This is a genomic window from Longimicrobium sp., from assembly GCF_036399935.1.
Taxonomy (GTDB): domain Bacteria; phylum Gemmatimonadota; class Gemmatimonadetes; order Longimicrobiales; family Longimicrobiaceae; genus Longimicrobium.
In genome coordinates this window covers 67,704-90,456 of sequence record NZ_DASWMD010000074.1, presented here as the reverse complement: position 1 = coordinate 90,456, position 22,753 = coordinate 67,704, and the positions used below count along the sequence as shown (strand labels likewise).

25 protein-coding genes are annotated in these 22,753 nt (G+C 70.3%); 17 read left to right on the top strand and 8 right to left on the bottom strand.

From position 1 onward, the window contains the following. Nucleotides 1-3: 3 nt before the first annotated feature. Complete coding sequence (locus VGB24_RS22325; RefSeq protein ID WP_331075134.1) at nucleotides 4-561, top strand: hypothetical protein; 558 nt, start codon at nucleotides 4-6, stop codon at nucleotides 559-561. Between the two features lie 531 nt (nucleotides 562-1,092). Here the strand turns inward: VGB24_RS22325 and VGB24_RS22320 are convergent. Beyond that, nucleotides 1,093-1,680 carry a TetR/AcrR family transcriptional regulator gene (locus VGB24_RS22320; protein ID WP_331075133.1) on the bottom strand — a complete coding sequence of 196 codons (588 nt, stop codon included), beginning with the start codon at nucleotides 1,678-1,680 and terminating at the stop codon, nucleotides 1,093-1,095. A 190-nt stretch (nucleotides 1,681-1,870) separates the two neighbouring features. On the opposite strand from VGB24_RS22320, the gene VGB24_RS22315 reads away from it, so the two are divergent. The 3 genes from VGB24_RS22315 (at nucleotide 1,871) to VGB24_RS22305 (ending at nucleotide 3,356) form a co-directional block, all read left to right on the top strand. After that, entirely contained in the window at nucleotides 1,871-2,092 is a 222-nt protein-coding gene (locus tag VGB24_RS22315) for a hypothetical protein (protein WP_331075132.1), read from the top strand. A gap of 74 nt (nucleotides 2,093-2,166) precedes the next feature. Further along, nucleotides 2,167-2,886, top strand: coding sequence for a hypothetical protein (locus VGB24_RS22310; protein ID WP_331075131.1), 720 nt, complete (start codon nucleotides 2,167-2,169; stop codon nucleotides 2,884-2,886). Between the two features lie 5 nt (nucleotides 2,887-2,891). Beyond that, the gene (locus VGB24_RS22305) at nucleotides 2,892-3,356 is read left to right on the top strand and encodes an SRPBCC family protein (RefSeq protein WP_331075130.1); all 465 of its coding nucleotides are present in this window, start codon (nucleotides 2,892-2,894) and stop codon (nucleotides 3,354-3,356) included. Between the two features lie 586 nt (nucleotides 3,357-3,942). Here the strand turns inward: VGB24_RS22305 and VGB24_RS22300 are convergent. Continuing rightward, complete coding sequence (locus VGB24_RS22300) at nucleotides 3,943-4,485, bottom strand: phosphoribosyltransferase (protein ID WP_331075129.1); 543 nt, start codon at nucleotides 4,483-4,485, stop codon at nucleotides 3,943-3,945. Nucleotides 4,486-4,607: 122 nt separating this feature from the next. On the opposite strand from VGB24_RS22300, the gene VGB24_RS22295 reads away from it, so the two are divergent. The 3 genes from VGB24_RS22295 (at nucleotide 4,608) to VGB24_RS22285 (ending at nucleotide 7,731) form a co-directional block, all read left to right on the top strand. Beyond that, nucleotides 4,608-5,048: a hypothetical protein gene (locus VGB24_RS22295; RefSeq protein WP_331075128.1), complete on the top strand. Its 441-nt coding sequence runs from the start codon at nucleotides 4,608-4,610 to the stop codon at nucleotides 5,046-5,048. A gap of 524 nt (nucleotides 5,049-5,572) precedes the next feature. Next, on the top strand, nucleotides 5,573-6,784 hold the full coding sequence (locus VGB24_RS22290; RefSeq protein WP_331075127.1) for an MFS transporter: 1,212 nt from the start codon (nucleotides 5,573-5,575) through the stop codon (nucleotides 6,782-6,784). Between the two features lie 251 nt (nucleotides 6,785-7,035). Beyond that, on the top strand, nucleotides 7,036-7,731 hold the full coding sequence (locus VGB24_RS22285) for an NYN domain-containing protein (RefSeq protein WP_331075126.1): 696 nt from the start codon (nucleotides 7,036-7,038) through the stop codon (nucleotides 7,729-7,731). 68 nt (nucleotides 7,732-7,799) lie between these two features. On the opposite strand, the gene VGB24_RS22280 is transcribed toward VGB24_RS22285, so the two are convergent. The 6 genes from VGB24_RS22280 to VGB24_RS22255 form a co-directional block, all read right to left on the bottom strand. Beyond that, the gene (locus tag VGB24_RS22280; protein ID WP_331075125.1) at nucleotides 7,800-8,534 is read right to left on the bottom strand and encodes a MerR family transcriptional regulator; all 735 of its coding nucleotides are present in this window, start codon (nucleotides 8,532-8,534) and stop codon (nucleotides 7,800-7,802) included. 419 nt (nucleotides 8,535-8,953) lie between these two features. Next, entirely contained in the window at nucleotides 8,954-9,415 is a 462-nt protein-coding gene (locus VGB24_RS22275) for a DUF393 domain-containing protein (RefSeq protein ID WP_331075124.1), read from the bottom strand. Further along, the gene (locus tag VGB24_RS22270) at nucleotides 9,412-9,783 is read right to left on the bottom strand and encodes an OsmC family protein (RefSeq protein WP_331075123.1); all 372 of its coding nucleotides are present in this window, start codon (nucleotides 9,781-9,783) and stop codon (nucleotides 9,412-9,414) included. The genes VGB24_RS22275 and VGB24_RS22270 overlap by 4 nt, the downstream gene beginning before the upstream one ends. Nucleotides 9,784-9,819: 36 nt before the next feature. Further along, nucleotides 9,820-10,599 (bottom strand): SDR family NAD(P)-dependent oxidoreductase, encoded by a 780-nt coding sequence (locus tag VGB24_RS22265; RefSeq protein ID WP_331075122.1) that lies wholly within the window; start codon nucleotides 10,597-10,599, stop codon nucleotides 9,820-9,822. 42 nt (nucleotides 10,600-10,641) lie between these two features. After that, a complete protein-coding gene (gene thpR, locus VGB24_RS22260) occupies nucleotides 10,642-11,202 on the bottom strand; it encodes an RNA 2',3'-cyclic phosphodiesterase (RefSeq protein WP_331075121.1) in 561 nt (186 codons plus the stop codon). Nucleotides 11,203-11,213: 11 nt separating this feature from the next. Further along, the gene (locus tag VGB24_RS22255; RefSeq protein ID WP_331075120.1) at nucleotides 11,214-11,882 is read right to left on the bottom strand and encodes a Crp/Fnr family transcriptional regulator; all 669 of its coding nucleotides are present in this window, start codon (nucleotides 11,880-11,882) and stop codon (nucleotides 11,214-11,216) included. A 104-nt stretch (nucleotides 11,883-11,986) separates the two neighbouring features. Here VGB24_RS22255 and VGB24_RS22250 point away from each other — a divergent pair, with 104 nt between their 5' ends. The 10 genes from VGB24_RS22250 (at nucleotide 11,987) to VGB24_RS22205 (ending at nucleotide 22,561) form a co-directional block, all read left to right on the top strand. Beyond that, the gene (locus tag VGB24_RS22250; protein ID WP_331075119.1) at nucleotides 11,987-12,511 is read left to right on the top strand and encodes a hypothetical protein; all 525 of its coding nucleotides are present in this window, start codon (nucleotides 11,987-11,989) and stop codon (nucleotides 12,509-12,511) included. Between the two features lie 157 nt (nucleotides 12,512-12,668). Next, on the top strand, nucleotides 12,669-13,586 hold the full coding sequence (gene msrP / locus VGB24_RS22245; protein WP_349263946.1) for a protein-methionine-sulfoxide reductase catalytic subunit MsrP: 918 nt from the start codon (nucleotides 12,669-12,671) through the stop codon (nucleotides 13,584-13,586). A gap of 2 nt (nucleotides 13,587-13,588) precedes the next feature. Then, nucleotides 13,589-14,236 carry a protein-methionine-sulfoxide reductase heme-binding subunit MsrQ gene (locus VGB24_RS22240; RefSeq protein ID WP_331075117.1) on the top strand — a complete coding sequence of 216 codons (648 nt, stop codon included), beginning with the start codon at nucleotides 13,589-13,591 and terminating at the stop codon, nucleotides 14,234-14,236. A gap of 33 nt (nucleotides 14,237-14,269) precedes the next feature. After that, complete coding sequence (locus VGB24_RS22235; protein ID WP_331075116.1) at nucleotides 14,270-14,569, top strand: hypothetical protein; 300 nt, start codon at nucleotides 14,270-14,272, stop codon at nucleotides 14,567-14,569. 133 nt (nucleotides 14,570-14,702) lie between these two features. Next, nucleotides 14,703-16,151: an MATE family efflux transporter gene (locus tag VGB24_RS22230; RefSeq protein WP_331075115.1), complete on the top strand. Its 1,449-nt coding sequence runs from the start codon at nucleotides 14,703-14,705 to the stop codon at nucleotides 16,149-16,151. 485 nt (nucleotides 16,152-16,636) lie between these two features. Then, entirely contained in the window at nucleotides 16,637-17,194 is a 558-nt protein-coding gene (locus VGB24_RS22225; protein ID WP_331075114.1) for an RNA polymerase sigma factor, read from the top strand. Beyond that, complete coding sequence (locus VGB24_RS22220; RefSeq protein ID WP_331075113.1) at nucleotides 17,191-17,886, top strand: anti-sigma factor; 696 nt, start codon at nucleotides 17,191-17,193, stop codon at nucleotides 17,884-17,886. Before VGB24_RS22225 ends, VGB24_RS22220 begins: the two co-directional genes overlap by 4 nt. Nucleotides 17,887-17,911: 25 nt before the next feature. Further along, the gene (locus tag VGB24_RS22215) at nucleotides 17,912-18,883 is read left to right on the top strand and encodes a DUF4097 family beta strand repeat-containing protein (protein ID WP_331075112.1); all 972 of its coding nucleotides are present in this window, start codon (nucleotides 17,912-17,914) and stop codon (nucleotides 18,881-18,883) included. A gap of 52 nt (nucleotides 18,884-18,935) precedes the next feature. After that, nucleotides 18,936-21,521: a DUF5916 domain-containing protein gene (locus VGB24_RS22210; RefSeq protein ID WP_331075111.1), complete on the top strand. Its 2,586-nt coding sequence runs from the start codon at nucleotides 18,936-18,938 to the stop codon at nucleotides 21,519-21,521. Continuing rightward, nucleotides 21,518-22,561, top strand: a complete 1,044-nt coding sequence (locus VGB24_RS22205; RefSeq protein ID WP_331075110.1) for a DUF4097 family beta strand repeat-containing protein — start codon at nucleotides 21,518-21,520, stop codon at nucleotides 22,559-22,561. Before VGB24_RS22210 ends, VGB24_RS22205 begins: the two co-directional genes overlap by 4 nt. Nucleotides 22,562-22,753 lie beyond the last annotated feature (192 nt).

Genomic DNA, 22,753 nt, shown 5'->3' with positions numbered 1-22,753 from the left:
CCGATGGAGCTCATCATCACGCTGCTGGTGATCGGGTGGATCGTCAGCGGCATCGCGGGGGCGGCCAAGCGGGCGGGCAAGCAGGTGCCCCCGCCCGCCGTGTTCCAGACGATCGTCGTGCCGCCGGAGCACGTGCGGCACATCGCCGCCCCGGCGGTGATTGCGCCGCCGGCCGGGCGGTTCGCCGTGTTCGAGGAAAGCACGTCGGAGCTCGATACCGACGAGCTGGCAGACGACACGGAGCTGCAGCTGTACCGCGAGGCGCAGGCCGAGGTGCACTCGATGGAGCCGCTGGACTCGCGCGAGGTGGTGCTCACGACGACCGAGGCGCGCCCGCTGCCGGTGCGGGCGGAATCGCTGGAGCACGAGGTGGACTGGACGGTGGAGCACGAGCGCTTCCACCAGCGGTACGTGGACCGCAAGGCGCCGGCGCACCATGCGCAGCGCGGATTGATGGACGACATGCGCGATCCCGCCATGCTGCGCCGCGCCGTGCTGATGGCCGAGATCCTGGGCCCGCCCGTGGGCCTGCACGGCTCCACCGACCCGGCCGACCGGTAGTCCCGAGGGTGCACGCGGGTGCACCGAGGCGTGCCATCCCGAGGCCCAGGCGCACCGTACTGGCCCGCAGCACATCCGTCGCGGGCCGAAGGATCCAGCCCGGGACACGTACCAGCCAGGGCGCGGCAGCGGCTACGGAGGCCGAGGCCTCGGCTGCCGTGGGGCCCTCACCCGGCCGCGCTGACACGCGTGCCACCCTCTCCCACAAACAGCGTGGGAGAGGGGGTACACTTCTGGATCGGGTGCGCTTCGGCCTACGTTGGCGCACGCCCAGGCCGCCCCCCATCCCCAGCCCTTCCCCCGCAAACTGCCGCGGGGGAAGGGAGCCATCCCGGCGCGCTTCGGAAGGTGTGGCGCGCGTGCAGGTGAAGCCCCGAGCAGGACGCGACAGCGGCCCGAGTCGGGGCTTTCCGCTTTCCAGCCGCGGGTTCACCCGCTCCTTGGGCGCCGTGGCCTCGGCTGCCGTGGGGGCCTCACCCGTCCGCGCTGACACGCGTCCATCCGTTTGGTGCGCAGCCTCAACCCCTCAGCTCATCCCACCCTGGCGTACGGCGCGAGAACCTCGTCCACCTCGCCGCGAATCCACACGTCTAGCCGGCCCTCGCGGAAGATCGCCCAGGTGACCAGCGCGCCGTTGTAGGCAGTCTGCACCGTGCGGGCTAGGTTTTCGGCGTCGCAGCCGGACAGCTCACCCGCGGCGATCGCCTCGTGAAGCAGCGCGGCGATCTCTTCGCGCATGGCCACGGCGTGCTCGAGCGCAAAGGCGTGAAACTCCGGGTCGTTCAGGTCCATCTGCAGGAACGCCAGGTGGTTCGACACTTCCTCCGGCGTCTGGAGCATGGCGCCGACCGCCGCCAGCGCGTGAAGCAGCGCCTCCAGCGGCGACGCCTGCGCCTGCCGCGCCCGGTCGAACTGCTCCGGAAGCTGCTCCGCCCCCTGCCGCGCCACCTCCAGCAGCAGCCCCCGCTTGCTGCCGAATCGCTGCAGAAGCGTGGGCGCGGCGAGCCCTGCCTCGGCCGCCACGTCGGCCAGCGTGAGCCGGGCCGGCCCCACGCGCGACACCACGCGGATCACCGCATCCAGGATCTCGGGGTTGGATGTCGTTCTCGGTCGCGGCATGGCTGACAGATTGTGAATAGTTATTCATGTATTCAGTGCGGCCCGGGCTCCGCCTGAAAGAGAACGACGATTCAGGAGTTTGCACATGAAGACGCTGCAGGACAAGGTCCGCCGTCGTCATGGGTGCCAGCGGGATGGCGACGGAGCTGCGGGCGCACGGCGTGGCCGCGGTGGCCCTGGCGCCGGGTGGATGCGCACCGAGCCCGTGATGGCGGCGCACGAGCGTGGCGGGTTCGACCTGTCCGCCACCGAGACGCCCGCGTACCTGGGGCGCGCCGTCGCCGCGCTGGCCGAAGACGAGCAGGTGATGCGCTGGTCGGGGCAGACGCTGGCAGTCGGAGCGTTGGCGCGCGAGTACGGCTTCACCGACGTCGATGGCACCCAGCCGGAGGTGTTTCGGGTGGCGGCCTGAACGTTTCTCTTGTGCGGCGGGCGCGCCGGGCAGACTTTGGGGGTTCCACGTCCGCTCCCCGCGCCCGACCGCCCATGCCGATTCAAGCCCACGTGCGCTGTCCCTCGTGCGGCACCCACATCCGGGGCGAGGACATGAACCTCGCCCAGATGGCGGCCCGATGCCCCACCTGCGACGCCCTGCTGGACCTGCGCGACCAGGCCCCCTCGCTGGCTTCCGCCGGCACGCCGGCCCGGCCCGGGCCCATCGAGATGCCCCTGCCGCACGGCATCCAGGTGCACAGCAACGCGCGCGAGCTGCGGCTGGTTCTGCGCTGGTTCAGCCCGGTGTACATCTTCCTGGCGGTCTTTTCCGTCTTCTGGATCGGATTCCTGGTTCTCTGGTATGCGCTGACCATCGGCGGGCCCGTGATCATTCAGCTCTTTCCCCTGCTTCACGTCGCGGTCGGCATCGGGTTGGCGTACGCGACCATCGCCGGGTTCCTGAACAGCACCACCATCAGCGTGGAGCGCGGGCACCTGAGCGTGCGCCACGGGCCCATCCCGTGGACGGGGAATCGCGAGTTGCCAGCCGACGCCCTGGAGCAGCTGTACTGCCAGGAGCACGTGACGCACAGCCGTAACGGCGGCACCACCATCCGCTACTCCGTTCAGGCGGTGGGCAAGGAGAGCCGCCGCAAGATCACGCTGGTGTCGGGCCTGAACGACCGCGACCAGGCGCTGTTCATCGAGAGCCAGGTAGAGCAGAAGCTGGGGATCACCGACCGGCGCGTCACCTCCGAGATGCGCCGCTGACCATCATGCACACCGTCGTCATCTCCGCCTCCGCCCCTCTGTCAGTGCCTCCGCAGGTGGCGTACGGCATCCTGATCGACTACCGCGAGGGGCACCCGAGCATCCTTCCCCGCCCACACTTCGGTGAGTTGACCGTGGAGAGCGGCGGCACCGGGGCCGGCACCGTCTTCCGCGTGCAGACGCGGCAGTCCACGGGCATGCGCACGCTTCGCATGCGGGCGAGCGAGCCGCAGCCCGGCCGAGTGCTGGTGGAGAGCGACCTGGATTCCGACCTGGTGACCACGTTTACGGTGGACCCGGTGGATGGGGGGAAGGGGTGCCGTGTGACGATCGCGACGAGGTGGACCCGCCGTGGGGTGCGCGGATGGTTGGAGCGGGTGCTCCTGCCCCCGCTCGCCCGCCCTGTCTTTCTGCGCGAGCTGCGCAACCTGGAGGCGCTCGGCCGTGAACGGATGGCCGCCGGCGCGTAGGAGCGAGGGGCGGGTGAACCAAGGAGCAGTGAGTCAGGGGTCGGATGATCAAGGGGCGTGCGCCAAGAGCGGCGAACCACGGCCGCGGAACCAGCGGCGGGTGAACCCGCGTCTGGAACAGCGGAAAGCCCCGACTCGGGCCGCGGTCGCGTCCCGCTCGGGGCTTCACCTGCACGCGGGCGAGAGCTGCCAATGTCATCCCGACGGAGCGGCCCCGGCGAACCAGCCCCCGCACGAAAGTCTGCAGCGACCGAGGGATCCGCCACACACCCTCGGTCGTGCACGGGCCCGTCCCGCACGCCGGACCCGCCGTGCGAAAGTCCGGACGCGCCACCCGGGACCTCCTCCACAGCAGCGTAAGCCAGTCCGCGCAGGCGGCGCGCAGGCGGACTTCGTGTGGTTGTTGCCGCGAATTTCATTCGCCCGACCAAAGCCGACCCCGCTTCAGTGACCGCTGCCGCGCCCTGGTTTGTACGTGTCCGCCGCTAGATCCTTCGGCCCGCGATGCTTGTGCTACGGGCCGGTTCTGTGCGCCTGGGCCTAAGGATGACAGGTGGCGGGGCGGCAGTCGGCACCGGTCAGCGAGTCAGGCCTGGGGCGTGTACATGGCGCCGGGCACCAGGCCGCCGCCCTCGATCACCTGCTGGTCCCAGGGAAACACGATCAGCGAGCCGGTTTCCAGCGCGTGGAAGTCCGGCCGGTAGCCGCCGGGGCGCACGAAGCTAGTCGCCGTCCTCACCGCCGTCGGACCCACCTCGCGCACCGCCGCCAGCGCCAGGCGCAGGGTGTCGCCGCTGGTGCTGATCTCGTCCACGATCAGCACGCGGCGGCCGCGGGCGCTCACGGGGGTGGGCGACAGCACGCGCGGATAGGCGTGCGCCACGCGCCCGTGCTCGCGGCGGGTAACCTTCATCGCCTCGAAGTCGCACTGCAGCATGGTCGCCACCGTGGCCGCTGGCACCACCCCCGCCGTGGCGATGCCGATCACGAGCTCCGGCTGGAAGTCCTGCGCCACCCGCACCGCCAGGGCGCGGCACAGCTCACCGAACAGCTCCCACGACAGATCGAACCGGCCGGATAGGCCACCCGCGAGCGAATGCGCGGGATGAAGCACGGTCGGGACGGCCATGGAAAGCTCCGGGAGCCGGGTTCAGAAGGGGGCCGTGCACGTTACAAGATCCGTTCCCCTCATGAAAGCAAACATTTCGCGCTTGGTAGCGGGGCGCGGGCCCGGCGGATAGAATCCGGCACATGGCAGACAACCTTCGCGCCCGCGCCGACCAGCGGTTCGAGCGCGCGCTCCGCGAGACGGGCGCGCGTGACCCGCGCAACTTCTTCCGAGACCAGCTGCGCGACCTCCGCGCGCGCGACGGAGAGGCGTTCCAGCAGGCGCTCACCTACTTCAACCAGCGGCTGATCCCGGCCGTGGCCGACGACGCGTCGGACCCCATCGCCGAGTGGCTGGAGTACGGCCGCATGCTGGCTTCGCTCTCCATCCCCGGCCGCACGGTGCAGATCGACGCCACCGGCCGCTCGCGCGAGTACGCCCGGCCGGTGCCGCTGGACGCGCTGGTGCTTCACCTGCCGTCCAACGCCGGCAGCCCGGCGCTGGTCGTCGCCATTCCCCCCAAGCTCACCCCCCACCAGCGCGCCGCGTTCGACCTGCTCGTCAAGCAGTCGAACGGGTCGTAACCGGCTTTCGAGACGTCGCTCGCGAATCGACAGGGCTCCGCGCACGGGCAGGCGCCCCCCATCCCCAAGAGCGGGTGGACCCGCCGCTGGAACTGCGGTAAGCCCCGGCTCGGGCCGCTGTCGCGTCCCGCCCGGGGCTTCACCTGCACGCACACCGCACCCTCCGACGCCGCACAATGTCATCCCGATGGAGCGGCCACGCACAAGTTGCGGCAGCACCACGCCTTGCAGCGACTGAGGGATCCGCTACACACCATGCATCACGGGTCGATGCCGTCGACGCTACGACGGCTCGTTCCTCCGTGCCGCGGTCGAACCAGTGCCGTGGGAAACGAACTGTCGTGCGCATCGCGGAGTGTGTGGCGGATTCCTCGGTCGCTGCCGGCCGGGAGGTCAGGGGAGGTTTGGTGTGGCCGCTCCTCGGAATGACAATCAGGTGTGCAGACGTGAGGCATTGCACACTCTCGTGGTCAGGCGTACCCTCCGGCATCGATTCGATACCCGATTCTCCAGCACAGCGCAACGTGACCCCGTCACCCCTTGATTCCGACGCGCACCCGCACCGCTGGCGCGCGCTGCTGCTGATCGCCCTAGCGGAGTTGCTGGGGATGGGTGTGTGGTTCAGTGCCAGCGCGGCGTCGCCCCGATTGCAGGAGTTGTGGGGGCTTTCGGCGTCGGAGACCGGATGGCTGACGGGGATCGTGCAGCTGGGGTTCGTGGTGGGGACGGCCCTCGCGGCGGTGCTGAACCTGGCGGACCTGCTGCCCAGCCGCTGGTACTTCGCCGCGAGCGCCGTCTTTGCCGCGGCGGCGAACGCGGCGCTCGTGGTGGCGGATGGATATGGCACCGCGCTGGTGCTTCGATTCCTGGCGGGCGTTTTCCTGGCGGGCGTGTATCCGCCGGCGATGAAGATGGTCGCCACGTGGTTCCGCTCCGCCCGCGGCCTGGCGATCGGAACCGTCGTGGGGGCGCTCACCGTGGGCAAGGCCACGCCGTACCTGCTGCGCGCCTTTCCGTCGCTGGGATGGCAGGAGGTAGTGCTGGTGGCATCCGCCGGGGCGCTCGCGGCGGCCGTGCTCGTGGGCGTGGGCTATCGCGAGGGGCCGTTTCCGTTCGCGCGGCGGCCGTTCGCGTGGGGCCTGATCGGGCAGGTGGCGCGGGATCGGCCCGTGCGCCTGGCCATCTACGGCTACCTGGGCCACATGTTCGAGCTGTACGCCGCGTGGACGTTCGTAAGCGTGTTCTTCGAGGACTTCTTTGTTTCGCGCGGCTACTCGGACGCTGCGGGGCAGGCGCGCGCGGGCGTGGTCGCGTTCGCGATGATCGGAGCGGGAGGCGCGGGCTCCGTACTGGCGGGGCGGTGGGCGGACCGGCTGGGACGCGAGCGGATCACCATCTGGGCCATGGCGGTCAGCGGATGCTGCGCGCTGGCGATGGGGTGGCTGCTGCGCGCGCCGGTGTGGCTGGCCGTCGCCGTCGCGGTGGTCTGGGGATTCGCCGTCGTGGCGGATTCGGCGCAGTTCAGCGCGCTGGTCACCGAGCTGGCGCCCGCGCACGCCGTGGGGACGGCGCTCACGCTGCAGACGGCGATCGGGTTCCTGCTGACGTCGTTCTCCATCGCCGCCGTCCCGCACCTGCGCGACGCCGGTGGATGGCCGCTGGCCTTCGGACTGCTGGCGGTCGGCCCTGCGCTGGGGATCGTGGCGATGCGGCGGCTGATGGCGTCGCGCCCATGATCTTACACTCGCCGGAACTGAGCGCGCTCAATGGCGGTCCGGCCGACGGAGCATATTTCCCGCATCATCGCCCGCACGAGAACTGCACTCGTCAGCTAGTCACGCGGCCTAGTCAAAATTATTGACAGAGGCATAATGAATGCATATCGTTCTCGCACATCATCCCCGAGGAGCTACGGCTTCTCGGGCCCCCCGGGGCTACGGTCCCGGGGGTTTTTTTTGTTCGGCCGCACCAGTACAGGAGTGCTGACATGCGGGTGGCGTTCGTCGTGGACGGCTTCAATCTGTATCACTCCATCAGGGACGCGGAAAAACTTGTGGCAGCGCGTCCCCAGCGCTGGCTGGACCTGAATGCGCTCTGCTCATCCTACCTTCAGGTGTTTGGGCGCACTGCTACGCTGGAAGGCATCTACTACTTCTCTGCCATTGCCAAGCACCTCGCGGCATCCAAGCCGGACATCGAGTTGCGTCACCAGGCGTATATCGACGCACTCAAGAGCACGGGGGTGCACGTGACACTCGCGAACTTCAAAGCACGCGAGAAGTTCATTCCGCTCAAGTACTGTAGGTTCCGCATAGGGCGTTGGAAGAGGCGGCTACGCGTGCCGATACCCCGATGCAGCCTGAGTTACATCAAAGCGGAAGAGAAGGAAACGGATGTCGCAATCGCGTCGAAGATGTTCGAACTCCTTCATCGGCAGACGGCCGATGCGGTTGTCTTGATCAGCGGAGATACCGATCTGCTTCCGGCGATTCGGACAGGCCGGGCGTTGTTTCCCGGCGCCGAGATCGCGTTGATGTTCCCTTATAACCGGCACAACGCAGAACTGAAGAGGGCTGTAGCGAGATCGTTCAAGATCTCGAAGGAGCAGTACGCAAAATACCAGCTTCCGGATCCTGTCGTGCTTCCGTCCGGGCACGCCATCAGGAAACCACCCACCTGGTAGGGGTACGAAGCACCGTTGACGGCCCGCGCGATTGCTCGCGCGGGCCGCTGTTCGGCTCGTTCCGGTGATCACGCCTGCGGGTTTGCCGCGGCGCTCGCCTGGGCGATGTAGGCGCCCATCTCGCGCATAGGGCCCACGTCCATCCCCATCACCGACTGCTCGTTCTGGTACAGGTTGTTCAGGCTGCGCGCGATCCCGGGATCGCCGCCGGTGAACTCCTGCACCAGCCCACTCCACCGGCGCGCCAGCTCCTGCACGCGTGGATCCGACGGGTCGGTGCCGCGATCCATCTCGGCGCGCACCTCGGCCATCAGGCGCGGCCACTCGGCCTCGACCTCCGCAATGCGCGCCTCGCCCACCTGCTCACGCCGTGCGGCAAGCTGGTCCAGCTGCTCGGGCGTGTAGTACTTGTCGAACATCGTAGTCTCCTCGATCAGGTGTATCAGTTCGTCGGCGGAAACGTGCTCCGCCGTTCTGAGTCCGGCCGCCACCGCGTCCAGCCGTTCGACCAGCCGCTGCTGCGTCCGGATCTGCTGCCGCAGGCGATCGGCGTGCATCCGCACGATCTGCAGGGGCGTGAGCTCGCGCCCGCCCAGCACGCCGCGGATGTCGTCCAGCGCGAACCCCAGGCTGCGCAGCGAAACGATCTGCTGAAGCCGCTGCACGTCGCCCTCCGAGTACATCCGGTGCCCCGCCGCCGTCCGGTGCGACGGCGAAAGCAGCCCGATCTCGTCGTAATGGTGAAGCGTGCGCACCGTCAGCCCGGTCGCCTTCGCCAGCTCGCCCACCTTCCAGGTCCGCATCAGTCGTCCTTTCGTCCTGCGTTTCGTGGCCACGGCAGAATGGTAAACCCTCACGTAGCGTGAGGTGCAAGGGGTTTGTTTCGAGGGGAGTTCGTGGGAGCGGCTGAAGCGAGGTTCGACCCGCATCGGCGCATGCCTTCGGCGCCCCCTCCCCCGCCCCCGCCCCCGCCCCCGCTTCGCAGGGGTAGGGGGAGACCTGAACCGCGCTTCGGATGGCCTGACGCAGTCGAACACGCGTGCAGTCCGCGAAGGCGGACTTCGGGCCGTTGTTGCCGCGACTTCAGCCGCCCCAGCGGGACGTGAGGCCGCGGAGAGAGGGCTCCCCGCGGCATGCGCCGAGCCCATTCGAACGCGCCTCTGTCCGTCCCAAACGCACGAAAGCCGGCCCATCGCAGGCCGGCTTTCGTCCCCACCACACGCTACTCCACCTCGCCGAAGTCCAGCTTCTGCGGGCGCATCTGGCAGTGCTCGCCGCAGCCGAACTTGTAGCGGTTGCGCGCGAACCAGCGGTAGAACCGGCCGAAGAGGTTGCCGAAGCCCGGCACCTTGAAGGCCCAGCCGAACGTCAATCCGTAGGGAAGGATCTTCAGCAGCTGCTCGATGGCCTCGCCGCCCTGCCACGTCTTTCCGCCGGGCCCGATCAGCTGCAGCGCCTCGGCGTAGGACGCGGCGGGAATCCAGGGAAAGCGGCTGAGCACGGTGGTGTTCTGGAAGGGGATCAGCTCCAGATCCTCGCTCGTGTCCCACCGGGTCAGCACCTTCACCAGGCGGCTGCACACCTTGCACTGGCCGTCGTAGACCACCGTGTAGGGACGGCCCGCGGCCGCCGCCATCGCCTGCACGTCGCCGAAGCGAAAGTGCACCACGGGAATGGTGTTCATGCCTTCACCTCCGTCGACAGCTTCGGCGGCATCTCCAGCGTCTTCTTCACCGTGCATAGCCCGGCGGCTCGCGTCGCCACGTTCCGGCGCTCCGGCGGCAGCGAGGGCCAGTCCAGCACCACGCTCATCTCGCCTACGCGGTGCGGCTCCTCGGCGAAGCTCCAGCCGACCTCAATCGCCAAGTCGTCCACGTTCAGCTTGGCGTTGGTTCCCCACGACGCCACCACCGAGTAGGTGCACGTCGCCAGGCTGCTGGCCAGCATGTGGAAGGGCGAGTACTGCATCGCCGCGCTTTCCGCCTCGATGGACATGGGCCCCCCGCCGCCCTCCAGGCGAATCCGCTCATCGGAGAGGAGGATGATCTTCACGGCTCCCCCTGACGTTTGTGAGTGCGCATTCGTTCATCATCCCTTGATCAGCGACTCGGCGCCATCGATCCAGATTTCCGTACCCGTAATGTGGTCCGACAGGTCCGACGCCAGGAACAGCACCAGCTGCGCCACCTGCCCGGCCTTGCCGGGCGCGCGCTCCAGCGGCTGGTTGCCCTCCGGGAACTCCACCGGAATCTGCACCTTGTCCAGGTGGCGCTGCTCGGTGTTGTCGTCGATGCTGCTTTCGATGGCGCCGGGGCAGATCACGTTCACGCGCACCTTGAACGGGGCCAGCTCCAGGGCCACCATCTTGGTGAACGCCACCTGCCCCGCCTTGGACGACGAGTACGCCGTCGCGCCCGTGTTGCTGAAGATGCGCGTGCCGTTGATTGACGCGTTCACGATCACCGAACCACCCTTCTTCTTCAAGTGCGGCGCGGCGTACTTCACGGTCAAAAAGGTGCCCTTGAGGTTGATGGACAGCGTGTTGTCCCACTCCTCCGGCTCCAGCTCCTCGATCGGCGCCCACACGCCGTTGACGCCCGCGTTGGCAAAGACGATGTCCAACTGGCCCCAGCGCTCGACGATCTCGGCGATGGCGGCCTGCATCTCGTCGGGCTTGGAGATGTCGGCGCAGACGGGGATGGCCTCGCCGCCGGCGCGGGTGATCTCGGCCACGACGGGGTCCAGGTTCTCGCGGTGGCGGCCCAGGACGGCCACCTTCGCACCCTCTTTGGCGAACAGCAGCGCGGTCGCCTTTCCGATACCTTCGCCGCCGCCGGTGATCAGCGCGACCTTGTTCTCCAACTGCATGACCAACCCCAGAAAGAGGGAACAGGATTCGATGTCGTCCGCTCAGCTCAGCGGGAAGCGTTCCACCGCTTCGTAGCGCGCGGGGCCGCCGCCCAGGTGGCTCTGGTAGATGACGACCTCGCGCACCGGCATCTCCAGCTCGAGCGCGGGGACGGACTCCACCAGCCGGCCCACGTCGCGGTTGGGTTGGATGCGGCTGAGCGTCAGGTGCGGGCGGTACGGCTTCTCCTCCGCTCCGTATCCGTTCTCGCGCGCCGCCTGCTCCGCGATGCGCGCCAGCTCCTGCAGCCGCTCCACGCCCTCCGTGATGCCCATCCACACCACCCGCGCGCTCCGGGGCCGCGGAAACGCGCCCAGTCCGCCGAAGCGGATGCGGAAGGACGGCCCTAGCTCCGCCGCGGCGAGCGCGTCCGCCATCCCACGGCGCTGCTGCGCAGTGCTCGATCCCAGGAAGCGCAGCGTCAGGTGCCAGTTGTCCGCGGCCACCGGGCGCCCGGGCAGCCCCTCGGGTGCCGCCGCCCGCAGGTGGAACTGCACCGCGCGGCGGGCCTCGTCCGTCATCGGCACGGCGACGAACAGCCGCGCGTTTGCATCACCCGCCATCGTCCGCCCGTTCAGGTGTCCGCCAACTCCGCCAGCCGCGCCGCGTCCAGCACGGTGAGCGCGCCGCGCGGCGCGGCTCGGATCACGCCCTGCTCGCGCAGGGAGCGCAGGGTGCGGACCACCACCTCTCGCACCGTGCCCAGCTCCTCGGCCACCTGCGCCTGCGTTCTGCCGAGCGGAAAGGTGTCGCGGCCCGCGCACTCCCGCCGCGCGAGCAGGTAGCCCGCCAAGCGCGCCGTCACGCTTCGCGACGTGGCGCCGTGCAGCCGGCCGATCAGCTGCCGCACGCGGCCGGCCAGCCGACCCAGCAGCGCCAGGGCAAGCTCCGGGTCCTGGCGAATGGCGGCGAGCAGCCCGTCGCGCGTTACCGCCACGCAGGTGGTGCGCCGGGACGCGATGGCCGTGGCGGGATAGCGCTCGCCCGCGAACAGCGCGACGTCGCCCAAGGTGCCGCCGGGCCCCTCCACGTGGATCACGTGCTGCCGCCCGCCCACGGAGCGGACCACGCGCACCTCGCCCTCCAGCACCACGAAGAAGCCGCGGGGCTCCGCGCCCGCGCTCCACAGCACCTCGCCCGGCGCGAAGGTGCGCGGGGTGGAGCGCGCCGCCAACTCACGGCGGGCGGCGTCGTTCAGCCCGGCGAGGAGCGGGATGGCGAGCAGGGCGTCGGGATCGATCATCGGGTGTGACCCAGATTCCTTCGCGCGGGCGGCGCCGCCGTTAGCGTGAAAGAGTGGCCGACGCGCCGCCCCGAACCGACATCATCCGCACAGGAGATATCACGATGCGCATCATCCCCCTTGCTCTCGCCGCCGCCCTCGCGCTCCCCGCGGCCGCCTGTGCCCAGCACACCCCGCAGAGCCACGCGGCCCACCATCCCCCGGCCCAGACGGCGGACAGCGCGTTCGCCGCGCTGCAGGACCGAGGCGGGCAGGCCATGGACGTAGACCAGTACACGTCTACGCACCGCTTCGACTCGCTCGTGGACGGCGGCCGCATCGAGCTCCAGCGCGGCGCGGACGACCCCGAGGGCGTGGCGGCCATCCGCGCCCACCTCGCGTCCATTGCGCAGGCGTTCAACGAAGGCGACTTCCGCACGCCAGGGTTCGTGCACGCCGGTACCGTGCCGGGCACGGAGGTGATGGCCGCGCGCCGCGCATCCATCCGCTACACCTACCGCGACCTGCCGCGCGGGGGCGAGGTGCGCATCACCACGGCGGACGCGGAGGCGCTGCGGGCCGTTCACGCGTTCCTGGCGTTCCAGCGAGGCGACCACCGGGCGGGCGGCGAGGTGCACTCGCATCCCTGAAACGAATCCGGCCGGGGCCCCGGCGACGTATCTCTCTCTGTGAACGGGGAACCCCGGCCGCCGTCTTGCACGGGGGAACCTTGCACGTACCTTGGAGTTACAGGTGCGTGGGCCGGACGCACCCGGCCCCTCCGTCGAAGAGAAGAAGGTGCAGCAGATGCTCATCCGAAAGCCAGAGATCCCGTCGTCCGAGATCACCCCGGAAGCGACGTACCTGAACCGCCGCCAGTTCTTCGGCGCGGCGGCGGGAGCGCTGGCCGCAAGCGCGCTCCCCACGTCGCTGGCCGCGTGCACGATGGACGAGGCGGAGGCGGCGCAGCGCGACGAGCCCAACTCGTATGAGGACATCACCTCGTACAACAACTTCTACGAGTTCGGCACCGACAAGAGCGACCCGGCGCGCCTGGCCTCGCGCACGCTGCGCACCCGCCCGTGGACGGTGGAGATCGGCGGATTGTGCGACCGGCCGGGGCGCTACGCCTTCGACGACCTGGTTCGCCCGCACCAGAAGGTGGACCGCACCTACCGGCTGCGCTGCGTGGAGGCGTGGTCCATGGTCATCCCCTGGCGCGGCATTCCCCTGCGCGACGTGCTGGCCCGCGCGCGGCCCCGCCCCGGCGCGCGCTTCGTGGAGTTCACCACGCTGCTGGACCCGGCGCAGATGCCTGGACAGCGGAGGAGCGTGCTGGACTGGCCCTACGTGGAGGGGCTGCGGATGGACGAGGCCATGCATCCCCTGACGCTGCTGGCGACCGGGCTGTACGGCCGCGACCTGCCGGCGCAGAATGGCGCGCCCCTGCGGCTGGTGGTGCCGTGGAAGTACGGCTTCAAGTCCATCAAGTCCATCGTGCGCATCCGCTTCACCGAGCGGATGCCGGCCACCAGCTGGGCCCGCTCGGCGCCCACCGAGTACGGGTTCTACGCCAACGTGAACCCGGCGGTGGACCACCCCCGGTGGACGCAGGCACGCGAGCGGCGCATTGGCGAGTGGCGCAAGCGGGCCACGCTCCCCTTCAACGGCTACCCCGAGGTCGCCAGCCTGTACCGCGGGATGGACCTGCGGCGCAACTTCTAGCCGTGGCCGCCCCCGCGCCCTGGCAGCTGCGCGCCGCGCGCTGGATTCGCCCGGCCGCGTGGGTGGGCGGCCTGGTGCCGCTGGCGCTGATCGTCGCGGCGGGGTTCACCGGCGGCCTGGGCGCCGAGCCCATCGAAGAGGTTACCCACCGCACGGGATTCGCCACCCTGCTGATGCTGATGCTGACGCTGGCCATCTCCCCCATCCGGCGCTGGACGGGGTGGAACTGGCTGGCCCCCGCCCGGCGGACGCTGGGATTGTGCGCGTTTCTGTACGTGTGCCTCCACCTCGTCATCTACCTGGTGGACCAGGGCTTCTCGGTGGGCTTCATCGTCGAGGACGTGGTGGAGCACCCGTATGTTACCGTGGGCTTCGCGGCGTTCCTGCTGCTGGTACCCCTGGCGCTCACGTCGACCAAGGCGTCCATCCGCCGGCTGGGAAAGAGGTGGCAGAAACTCCACCGTCTGGTGTATCTTGCTACGGGGCTCGGCGTGCTGCACTTCCTGTGGCTGGTAAAGAAGGACCTGCGCGACCCGCTGATCTTCGCCGCCGTGTTCGCCGCGCTGATGCTGGCGCGGCTGGCGCCCCGGCTCGTGGCGGCCCGCCGCCGCCCGGCGCCTGTCGAAACACGCGGCCCCGTTCATCCGTAGGCCCGGAAAAGCCTCGTTCCCGGAGTACCACCCATGTCGTCAGAACTCGCGCAGGTGATCGTGATGTGCACGGTGGCGCTCACCACCGGCGCCGTGCTCATCCTTCGGCCCATCGCCCTGCGGCTGGGCACGTTCCTGGACGCCAAGACGGCGGCCACGCTCAAGGGCACCCCCGAGGCCGAGCTCACCCGCATCCGCGAGGTGCTTTCCAGCATCGACGGGCGGCTTGACCAGATCGAGGAGCGCCAGGACTTTGCCGAGGCGCTGCTTTCGGCGGCGGACGGCAAGCTGCTGTCGGCCCCGGCGCCCATCCGCGCGCAGGAGCGCAACTGAGGGCGGCCACGGCCGGCGGCACGGCGGCGGGGCCCCGGCGCGGGGCCCCGCCCTTTTTTTGCGGCCGGGAGGTTCCCCCCGGCCGCCCCGTCCACTATCTTATGTTTCCTTCCGTTTGCGTCCGTAGATGACGATGCCCGTGGGGGTTGCGCCCGCCCCCGTCACGCCGCGCAGGGCTCCGCGCCCGGGCGGACGCCGCCGCACGCTGCTGTACCTTCACGAGCTCCGGGCCCTGCTGCGCATCGCGGGGCCGATCATCGTGAGCCAGCTGGGCGCCATCGCCATGAACACCACCGACACCATCATGGTGGGGCCGCTGGGTGCGGGCCCCCTTGCCGCGGCGGGGCTGGGCAACGCGCTGTTCATGGCCGTCATGATCATGTGCACGGGCACGCTGATGGGCATGTCGCCCCTGGTCAGCCAGGCCTTCGGGGCGGGCGACCGGGCCGAGTGCCGCCGCGTGCTGGTGCAGGGGCTGTGGCTGGCCGCGCTGCTGTCGCTGCCCATGACGCTCTTCTGCCTGTTCGGCCAGCCGATCGCGCGGGCGCTGGACCAGCCGCCGGAGGTGTCGCGGATGGCGGGCGGCTACCTGGCGGCGCTGGCCTGGGGAGTGCCGCCCATGCTGCTGTTCATGGCCTTTCGCCAGTACCTGGACGGCATGGGCTTCACGCGGCCGGCGATGACCATGACCTTTCTGGGCGTGGCGCTGAACGTGGGGGGCAACCTGGTGCTGGTGTACGGCGTCCAACTGTCCGTCCCCCTCGTCGGCGTCGTCCGTGTCCCGGCGTACGGGCTGGTGGGCTCGGGGTGGGCGACGACGCTGGTCCGCTGGGCGATGTTCGTGGCGATGGCGTGGTACGTGATGCGCCGCCGCGACCTGGCCCCGTTCTCCGGCGTGCGGCTGGCGCCCGTGGCCGCCCAGCTGCGGCGGATGACGGGCATCGGCCTGCCCATCGGCGGGCAGCTGACGGCCGAGGTGGGGGTGTTCGCCTTCGCGGTGGTGATGATGGGATGGCTGAGCCCCACGGCCCAGGCGGCGCACCAGGTGACCATCAACATCGCGTCGGCCACGTTCATGGTGGCCATGGGCACCAGCCTGGCGGGCTCCATCCGCGTGGGCCAGCACGTGGGCGCGGGCAGCCGCCGGGGGGTGCAGCGAAGCACGCTGACCACCTACGCCGTGGTCACGGCCTTCATGCTGGTGTGCGTGCTGCTGTTCCTGGGTGCGCCGCGCTGGCTGCTGGGATTGTTCACGAACGATCCGGAGATCGTGAGCATCGGCGTGGGGCTGCTGACGATGGCGGCGCTCTTCCAGGTGTTCGACGGCGCGCAGGTGGCCGGCCTCTGCGCCCTGCGCGGCGCGTCCGACACGCGGGTGCCCCTGTGGATCACCATCCTGGGCTACTGGGTGATCGGCGCGCCGGTGGCGTACCTGCTGGGGTTCCACACGAGCATGGGGCCGCGGGGGATCTGGGCGGGGCTGGTGGTGTCGCTGGGGGTGGTGGCGGTGATGCTGGCGTTCCGCGTCCGCCGCGTGATGTGGGGGCCGGTGCCGGGCGGCTCCGGCAGCCTGTCATCCTGAGGCCCAGGCGAACGCTACTGGCACGCAGCACAGGCGTCGCGGGCCGAAGGATCCAGCCTGGGGCACGTACAAGCCTGGGCGCGGCAGCGGTCACCGTAGCCGAGGCCTCGGCTGCCGTGGGGCCCTCACCCGGCCGCGCTGGGGCGACTGAAGTCGCGGCAACGACGGCCCGAAGTCCGCCTTCGCGGACTGCACGCGCAGTCGAGTGCACCAGGCCAGCCGAAGCGCAGTTCAGGTCTCCCCCTCCCCTGCGCAGCGGGGGAAGGGGGCCGGGAGAGGGGGCTGCCGCCGCATGCACCGGCACCCGTCGAACCCCGACCGTATTTCTCCCGATCGAAGTCTCTTCCCGCAAATCCGCGGTTCCCGCACCATAGCCCGCCCGATGAAATCCCTTTCCCCCTCGTTCAAACCTTTGGGGTGGCCCCCGCATCATACGGGTGTCAGGAAAACGGAACACCCCTATCCCGCTCGTCTCGATGGCGACCATGCTGGCTGAAAACCCTCCCGCGGTTCAGGGGACCGCCGTAGCGGACCTTACGGTCCGCCGCGCCCAGGAGGGCGACGCCACCGCCTTCGAGCAGCTGTACCGCGACAACGCCGGCCGCATCTACGCCCTGTGCCTGCGCATGAGCGGCGACAGCATCAAGGCGCAGGAGCTCACCCAGGACGTGTTCGTCCGCGCCTGGGAAAAGCTGGGAACGTTCCAGGGCGGCAGCGCGTTCAGCACCTGGCTCCACCGCCTGGCCGTGAACGTGGTGCTGGGCGACCGGCGGAGCGAAGGGGTGCGGGTGCACCGCATCTACTGCACCGACGAGCCCGAGAAGTTCGACAGGCCCGCCCGGGAGTCCGACCCGGGCACCGTGATGGACCTGGAGCGCGCCATCGGGCAGCTCCCCCCCGGGGCCAGGGCCGTGTTCGTTCTCCACGACGTGGAGGGCTACCGGCACGAGGAGATCGCAACCATGCAGGGAACCGCCGTAGGAACGTGCAAGGCGCAGCTTCACCGCGCCCGCCGGCTCCTGAGGGAGGCACTGGGACGATGACACACGAACGTACGCTGGAACTGCTGGACGACTACGTCGAGGGCACGCTGCCCCCCCACGACGAGCGCGGCGTCCGCCGCCACCTGATGCAGTGCGACGACTGCCGCGCCGAAGAGCGCGAGCTGCGCACCCTGCTGGACGAGGCCGCCGCGCTGCCGCCCGGGATCCAGCCGCCGGTGGAGCTGTGGGAGGGCATCGCCGCCCGCCTGGAGCCCCGCTCGGCCACGGTGGCCCTGGCGCCGGAGATCCCCGTGATCGGCCCGCGGCCGGTGCGGCGGATTCCCTGGTGGATGCAGGCCGCCGCCGCCATCGCCCTGGTGGTCACCACCTCGGTGGTGACGCTGCAGATCGACCGGGCCGGGCCCGCGCAGGTGGCGGCCGTACAGCAGCAGCCCGCGGCGCAGCAGGCCGCGGCGCCCGCCGCCCGCACCGCGCTGGCCGCCTTCCATCCGGCGGAGCAGGAGTACCAGCGCGCCATCGGCGACCTGGAGCAGATGCTCGGGCAGCACAGGGACAAGCTGGCGCCCCAGACGGTGGCCACGCTCGAGGCCAACCTGAAGGTGATCGACAAGGCCATCCAGGAGTCGCGCGCGGCCCTGGCCGCCGACCCCAACAGCCGGGAGCTCGCCACGATGCTCTCGCAATCCTACGACGCCAAGCTGGACGTGCTTCAGCGCGCGGTATCGCTCTGAGCCCGTCCGGGAGACGAATAGACCGATGACGACCGGGATGAGGATGATGATGGGCGCGGCGGCGGCCGCCGCGCTGGCGGTGGCGCAGCCCGCGGTGGCCCAGCGCCAGGTGAACGAGCGGCAGGCCACGGGCGCCACGGGAACGGTGGAGATCACCGTTCCGGCCGGGGCGGTGCGCGTCACCGGATGGAGCCGCAACGAGGTGCAGGTGACGGGGCACCTCAGCCGCTCCACCGACCGCGTGCAGATCAGCGGCGGGCGCGGGTCCATGGAGGTGGAGGTGGTCAGCGGAAGCGGCCGCCCGGGGAACGCCACGCTCACCGTGCACGTTCCCGCCGGCAAGTCGGTGGAAGTGCAGACCAGCGCCGGCCCCGTGCACGTGTCCGGCGTCACCGGCGACGTGGAGGCGGTGAACCGCGGCGGGCCCATGACGGTGGAAGGAAGCCCCCGCGACGTGGAGCTGACCTCCACCGGCGGCCCGGTGACGGTGAACGCCAGCGCCCGCAGCGTGTCGGTGAACTCCACCGGCGGCCCGGTGACCATCGGCGGCACCGTGCGCGGCCTGGCCGAGGTGAACGCCATGTCGGGGCCGGTGACGGTGACGGCCGCCGCCGAGCGGGTGGAGATCAACGCCCTCAGCGGCCCCGTGCGCATCACCAACGCCGGCGGGCCGGTGGAGGTGGCGTCGGTCAGCGGGCCGGTGTACGTGGCCGGACGCCGCCTGTCGGGAAGCATCGAGAACGTGTCGGGGGGCGTGGTGGTGGAGGGCACGCTGGGCGGCGGGTTGAGCGTGGAAAGCCACAGCGGCGACGTGGAGCTTCGGCTTCCCGCCGGCACCGCCGCCGACGTCGACGTCACCACCTACAGCGGCGGATTCCGCTCGGACTTCGGCGCGGGGCGGCGCGACGGCAACGAGCGGCACCTGCGGCTGGGCCGCGGCGGCATGGAGCTCAGCATCACCACGTTCAGCGGCAACGTGAAACTCACCCGGCGGTAGGCGCGTACGCCGGTCCACTGCTCCTGACTCCCTTTCTCCCGAAGGTCCTGGGATGATCATTACCCTGCTCCTGGCCGGCGCCCTGCTCGGGCCCGCCGCCGCGCCCGCCGACACCACCCCCGCCAAGACCGTGGGCGCCCACCGGCTGGCCGCCGGCCAGGCGCCCGTGGTCAACGGGAACCTCGACGACGCGGTGTGGGCCACCGTGCCCGTAGCGACGGACTTCGTGCAGCAGTACCCCAACCCGTCGCAGCCCTCGTCGCAGCGCACCGAGGCCCGCGTGGCCTACGACGACCAGGCGGTGTACGTGGCCATCCGCGCCTGGGACACGGCACCCGACAGCATCGCGGCCCAGCTGGCCCGGCGCGACGCCAGCGGCATCTACAGCGACTGGGTGCACGTGATGTTCGACAGCTATCACGACCGCCGGTCGGCCTACCGCTTCGCCGTGAACCCGCGGGGCGTCAAGAAGGACGTCTTCCACTTCGACGACGGCAGCGAAGACCTGGGGTGGGACGCGGTGTGGGACGTGGAGGTGTCGGTGGATTCGGCCGGGTGGAGCGCGGAGTTCCGCATCCCCCTCTCGCAGCTTCGCTTCCGCGCGTCGGAGGCGGGGCAGAGCTGGGGATTGAACGTGTCGCGCGACCTGGCCCGCAAGGAGGAGCGCTCGTGGTGGTCGCCCATGCTTCCCGACCAGCCGGGCTTCGTGTCGCGCATCGGCACGCTGACGGGCATTTCGGGGCTGCGCCCGCCGCGGCGGCTGGAGGTGCTTCCCTACACCGTGGCCAGCGTCACCAGCGCGTCCAGCCACGGCCGCGGCGGCGACCCCTTCTTCCGCGAGAACGACCCGTTCGCCTCGGCCGGCGCCGACATCAAGTACGGGCTTTCGAGCAACCTTACGCTCACGGCCACCATCAACCCCGACTTCGGGCAGGTGGAGGCTGACCCTTCGGAGGTGAACCTTTCGGCCTTCGAAAGCTTCTTCTCGGAAAAGCGCCCCTTCTTCGTGGAAGGCATCGACATCTTCCGCTTCGGCCTGGGGCTGGGCGACGACGAGAGCGAGACGCTGTTCTACTCGCGGCGCATCGGGCGCCATCCGCAGCGCGGGGTGTCGACCACCGACGCCCGTCCGTACGTGGACGCGCCCCAGCAGACGACCATCCTGGGCGCCGCCAAGCTGACGGGAAAGATCGGCGACAACCTGTCGGTGGGCGTGCTGGGCGCGCTGACCGCCGAGGAGCAGGCCCGCTTCATCACCACGGCCGAGCCGGGCGAGGTGCAGCGCGCCACCAGCGAGCCCATGAGCGGCTACGGCATGGTGCGGCTGCGGCGCGACTTCAACCAGGGGCGCAGCGCCTTCGGCGGCGTGCTCACGGGCACGTATCGCGACCTGAGCGACGACGCGCTGCGCTTCCTTCCCTCGTCGGCCGTCTCCGGCGGGCTGGACTTCCGCCACCGCTTCGGCGGCGGCGACTGGGAAACGAACGGCTGGGCGATCCTCACCCAGGTGAACGGCGACACGCTGGCCATCCAGCGCCTGCAGCACGCACCCGCGCGCTACTACCAGCGCCCGGACGCGAGCCACCTGGACGTGCAGCGCGACCTTACGTCGCTCTCGGGCAACGGCGCCAGCTTTCACGTGGGCAAGATCGCCGGGCGGTACCGCGGCGGCTTCCTGGGGCTGTACCGCTCGCCCGGGATGGAGGTGAACGACCTGGGCTTTTTGCGCGAGGCCGACCAGCTGGTGGGTGCCGGCTACGGGCGCTGGTTCCAGAACACGCCCCAGGGCGCGTTCCGCAACTGGAACCTGGGGTGGAACCTGTTCTCGGGGTGGACCACGGGGAACGAGCGGATGTTCACGGGCGCGAACATCAACGGCAGCTACACGCTCAAGAACCTGTGGGGCGGGCACGGCAGCGTGGGCCGCAACCACGGCGGGCTGGACGTACGCGGGCTGCGCGGCGGCCCCGCGCTGGTCGACGAGGGCGCGTGGATGGCCTCGGCCAGCCTGCGCACCGACAGCCGCCGCCGCATCTCGTACAGCGCCGCGGCCGGCTTCTACAACGAGGACGACAGCGGGATGGGCAACCGCTGGGTGGAGACATCGGTGAGCGCGCGCCCCTCCAGCCGGGTGAGCCTTTCGCTGTCGCCGTCGGTGTCGTGGACGAACGACCAGGTGCAGTACGTGACGCGTGAGGAGTCCGGCCGCTACGTCTTCGGGCGGCTGGACCAGAAGACCGTCGCCATCACCACGCGGCTGAACTACACCTTCAGCCCCGACCTGACGCTGCAGTTGTACGCGCAGCCGTTCGTGAGCGCGGGCGACTACGGCGAGTTCCTGCAGGTGGCCGACCCCGGTGCGGCGGACTTCGGCGAGCGGTTCGAGCCCGGCGCCGCGCCGGGCTTCAACCCCGAGTTCAACGTGCAGGCGTTCCGCAGCAACGCGGTGCTGCGCTGGGAGTACCGGCCGGGAAGCACGCTGTTCGTGGTGTGGAGCCAGGGCCGCGAGAACTTCGTGAACGACGGCAGCTTCGGCCTTACGCGCGACTTCGGCCGGCTGTTCGGCACGGACGAGGCCATGCCCGTGCCCGCCACCAACGTGCTGATGATCAAGCTGAACTACTGGCTGAACCTGTGACCGGAGCCTTCGCGATGATCGGACGTGTTCGCCCGCTGGTGCTCGCCCTGGCCCTGGTGGCCGGGGCGGCGCTCCCGGCCGGGGCCCAGCGCTTCGTGCTGGGGGGCAGCGCCACCGTGTACAACCTGGCGGGCGAGGTGACCGTGGCGCCCGGTTCGGGGAGCCAGGTGGTGGTCGAGGTCACGCGGGCCGGCGACGACGCGTCGCAGTTGCGGGTGAACCACACCGGGGGCACGCTGCGCGTGGTCTTTCCCGGCGAGCGCGTGGTGTATGCGCGGATGGGCCGCAACAGCCGCACGCAGCTGCGCGTGGCGTCCGACGGCTCGTTCGGGGGCGGCCTCCGCTCGCGCCAGGTGACCATCGCCGGCTCCGGCCGCGGCACCCGCGCCTGGGCCGACGTGCGGGTCCTGGTTCCGGCGGGGCGCTCGGTGTCGGTGCACCAGGGGGTGGGCCGCGTGTCCGTGACCAACGTGGACGGCCGCGTGCAGGTGCACGGCTCGTCCGCGTCGGTGGCCACCTCCGGCACACGCGGCGGCCTGCAGCTGAACACCGGGTCCGGCTCCATCCAGGTGCGCGGCGCCCAGGGCGACGTCACGGCCGACGCAGGGTCCGGCTCGGTGAGCGTGGACGGCGTCCGCGGCAGCCGCGTGCAGCTGGAAACGGGCAGCGGCCGGGTGACCGCCGCCAACCTGCGCGCCGAGACCGTGGCGGTGGAGGTGGGCTCGGGCTCGGTGACCATGTCGGGGATCCAGGCCCGCGACGTGTCGGTGGAAACGGGAAGCGGCAGCGTGCAATTGGCGATGGCGTCCGACGCGCAGCGGGTGAGCGTCGACACCGGCTCGGGCTCGGTGACGCTGGGGCTTCCCGCCAGCTTCGGCGCCGAGCTGCTCGTGGACACCGGCAGCGGCGGCATCGACGTAGACGTGCCGGTGACCAACCGCCGCTCGTCGCGCTCGCGCCTGGAGGGGCGCATCGGCGACGGCAACGGCCGGGTGGAGATCGACACCGGCTCCGGCGGCGTCCGCGTCCATCGAAACTGATCGATCGGGCGGTGGAAACGCGGGAGGGGCGGCGAGCGCTCGCTGCTTTTCTCTCCGAGGACGCAGAGGGCTCCGGTGAGTTCTCTGCGTCCTCTCCGTTTTCTCTGCGCCCTCTGCGTGATGCTCTTTTACGGAGCCAGGGTGACGAGGAGCGATTCTTGTTGCAGCAGGATCGCAGTGCTGGCGCGCACG

Bases quoted from the DNA above. Each gene is read 5' to 3' on its own strand.
- VGB24_RS22325 (WP_331075134.1), top strand. From the start codon at position 4: ATGGAGCTCATCATCACGCTGCTGGTGATCGGGTGGATCGTCAGCGGC.
- VGB24_RS22320 (WP_331075133.1), bottom strand. From the start codon at position 1,680: ATGCCGCGACCGAGAACGACATCCAACCCCGAGATCCTGGATGCGGTG.
- VGB24_RS22315 (WP_331075132.1), top strand. From the start codon at position 1,871: ATGCGCACCGAGCCCGTGATGGCGGCGCACGAGCGTGGCGGGTTCGAC.
- VGB24_RS22310 (WP_331075131.1), top strand. From the start codon at position 2,167: ATGCCGATTCAAGCCCACGTGCGCTGTCCCTCGTGCGGCACCCACATC.
- VGB24_RS22305 (WP_331075130.1), top strand. From the start codon at position 2,892: ATGCACACCGTCGTCATCTCCGCCTCCGCCCCTCTGTCAGTGCCTCCG.
- VGB24_RS22300 (WP_331075129.1), bottom strand. From the start codon at position 4,485: ATGGCCGTCCCGACCGTGCTTCATCCCGCGCATTCGCTCGCGGGTGGC.
- VGB24_RS22295 (WP_331075128.1), top strand. From the start codon at position 4,608: ATGGCAGACAACCTTCGCGCCCGCGCCGACCAGCGGTTCGAGCGCGCG.
- VGB24_RS22285 (WP_331075126.1), top strand. From the start codon at position 7,036: ATGCGGGTGGCGTTCGTCGTGGACGGCTTCAATCTGTATCACTCCATC.
- VGB24_RS22280 (WP_331075125.1), bottom strand. From the start codon at position 8,534: ATGCGGACCTGGAAGGTGGGCGAGCTGGCGAAGGCGACCGGGCTGACG.
- VGB24_RS22275 (WP_331075124.1), bottom strand. From the start codon at position 9,415: ATGAACACCATTCCCGTGGTGCACTTTCGCTTCGGCGACGTGCAGGCG.
- VGB24_RS22265 (WP_331075122.1), bottom strand. From the start codon at position 10,599: ATGCAGTTGGAGAACAAGGTCGCGCTGATCACCGGCGGCGGCGAAGGT.
- thpR (WP_331075121.1), bottom strand. From the start codon at position 11,202: ATGGCGGGTGATGCAAACGCGCGGCTGTTCGTCGCCGTGCCGATGACG.
- VGB24_RS22255 (WP_331075120.1), bottom strand. From the start codon at position 11,882: ATGATCGATCCCGACGCCCTGCTCGCCATCCCGCTCCTCGCCGGGCTG.
- VGB24_RS22250 (WP_331075119.1), top strand. From the start codon at position 11,987: ATGCGCATCATCCCCCTTGCTCTCGCCGCCGCCCTCGCGCTCCCCGCG.
- msrP (WP_349263946.1), top strand. From the start codon at position 12,669: ATGCTCATCCGAAAGCCAGAGATCCCGTCGTCCGAGATCACCCCGGAA.
- VGB24_RS22235 (WP_331075116.1), top strand. From the start codon at position 14,270: ATGTCGTCAGAACTCGCGCAGGTGATCGTGATGTGCACGGTGGCGCTC.
- VGB24_RS22230 (WP_331075115.1), top strand. From the start codon at position 14,703: ATGCCCGTGGGGGTTGCGCCCGCCCCCGTCACGCCGCGCAGGGCTCCG.
- VGB24_RS22225 (WP_331075114.1), top strand. From the start codon at position 16,637: ATGCTGGCTGAAAACCCTCCCGCGGTTCAGGGGACCGCCGTAGCGGAC.
- VGB24_RS22220 (WP_331075113.1), top strand. From the start codon at position 17,191: ATGACACACGAACGTACGCTGGAACTGCTGGACGACTACGTCGAGGGC.
- VGB24_RS22215 (WP_331075112.1), top strand. From the start codon at position 17,912: ATGACGACCGGGATGAGGATGATGATGGGCGCGGCGGCGGCCGCCGCG.
- VGB24_RS22210 (WP_331075111.1), top strand. From the start codon at position 18,936: ATGATCATTACCCTGCTCCTGGCCGGCGCCCTGCTCGGGCCCGCCGCC.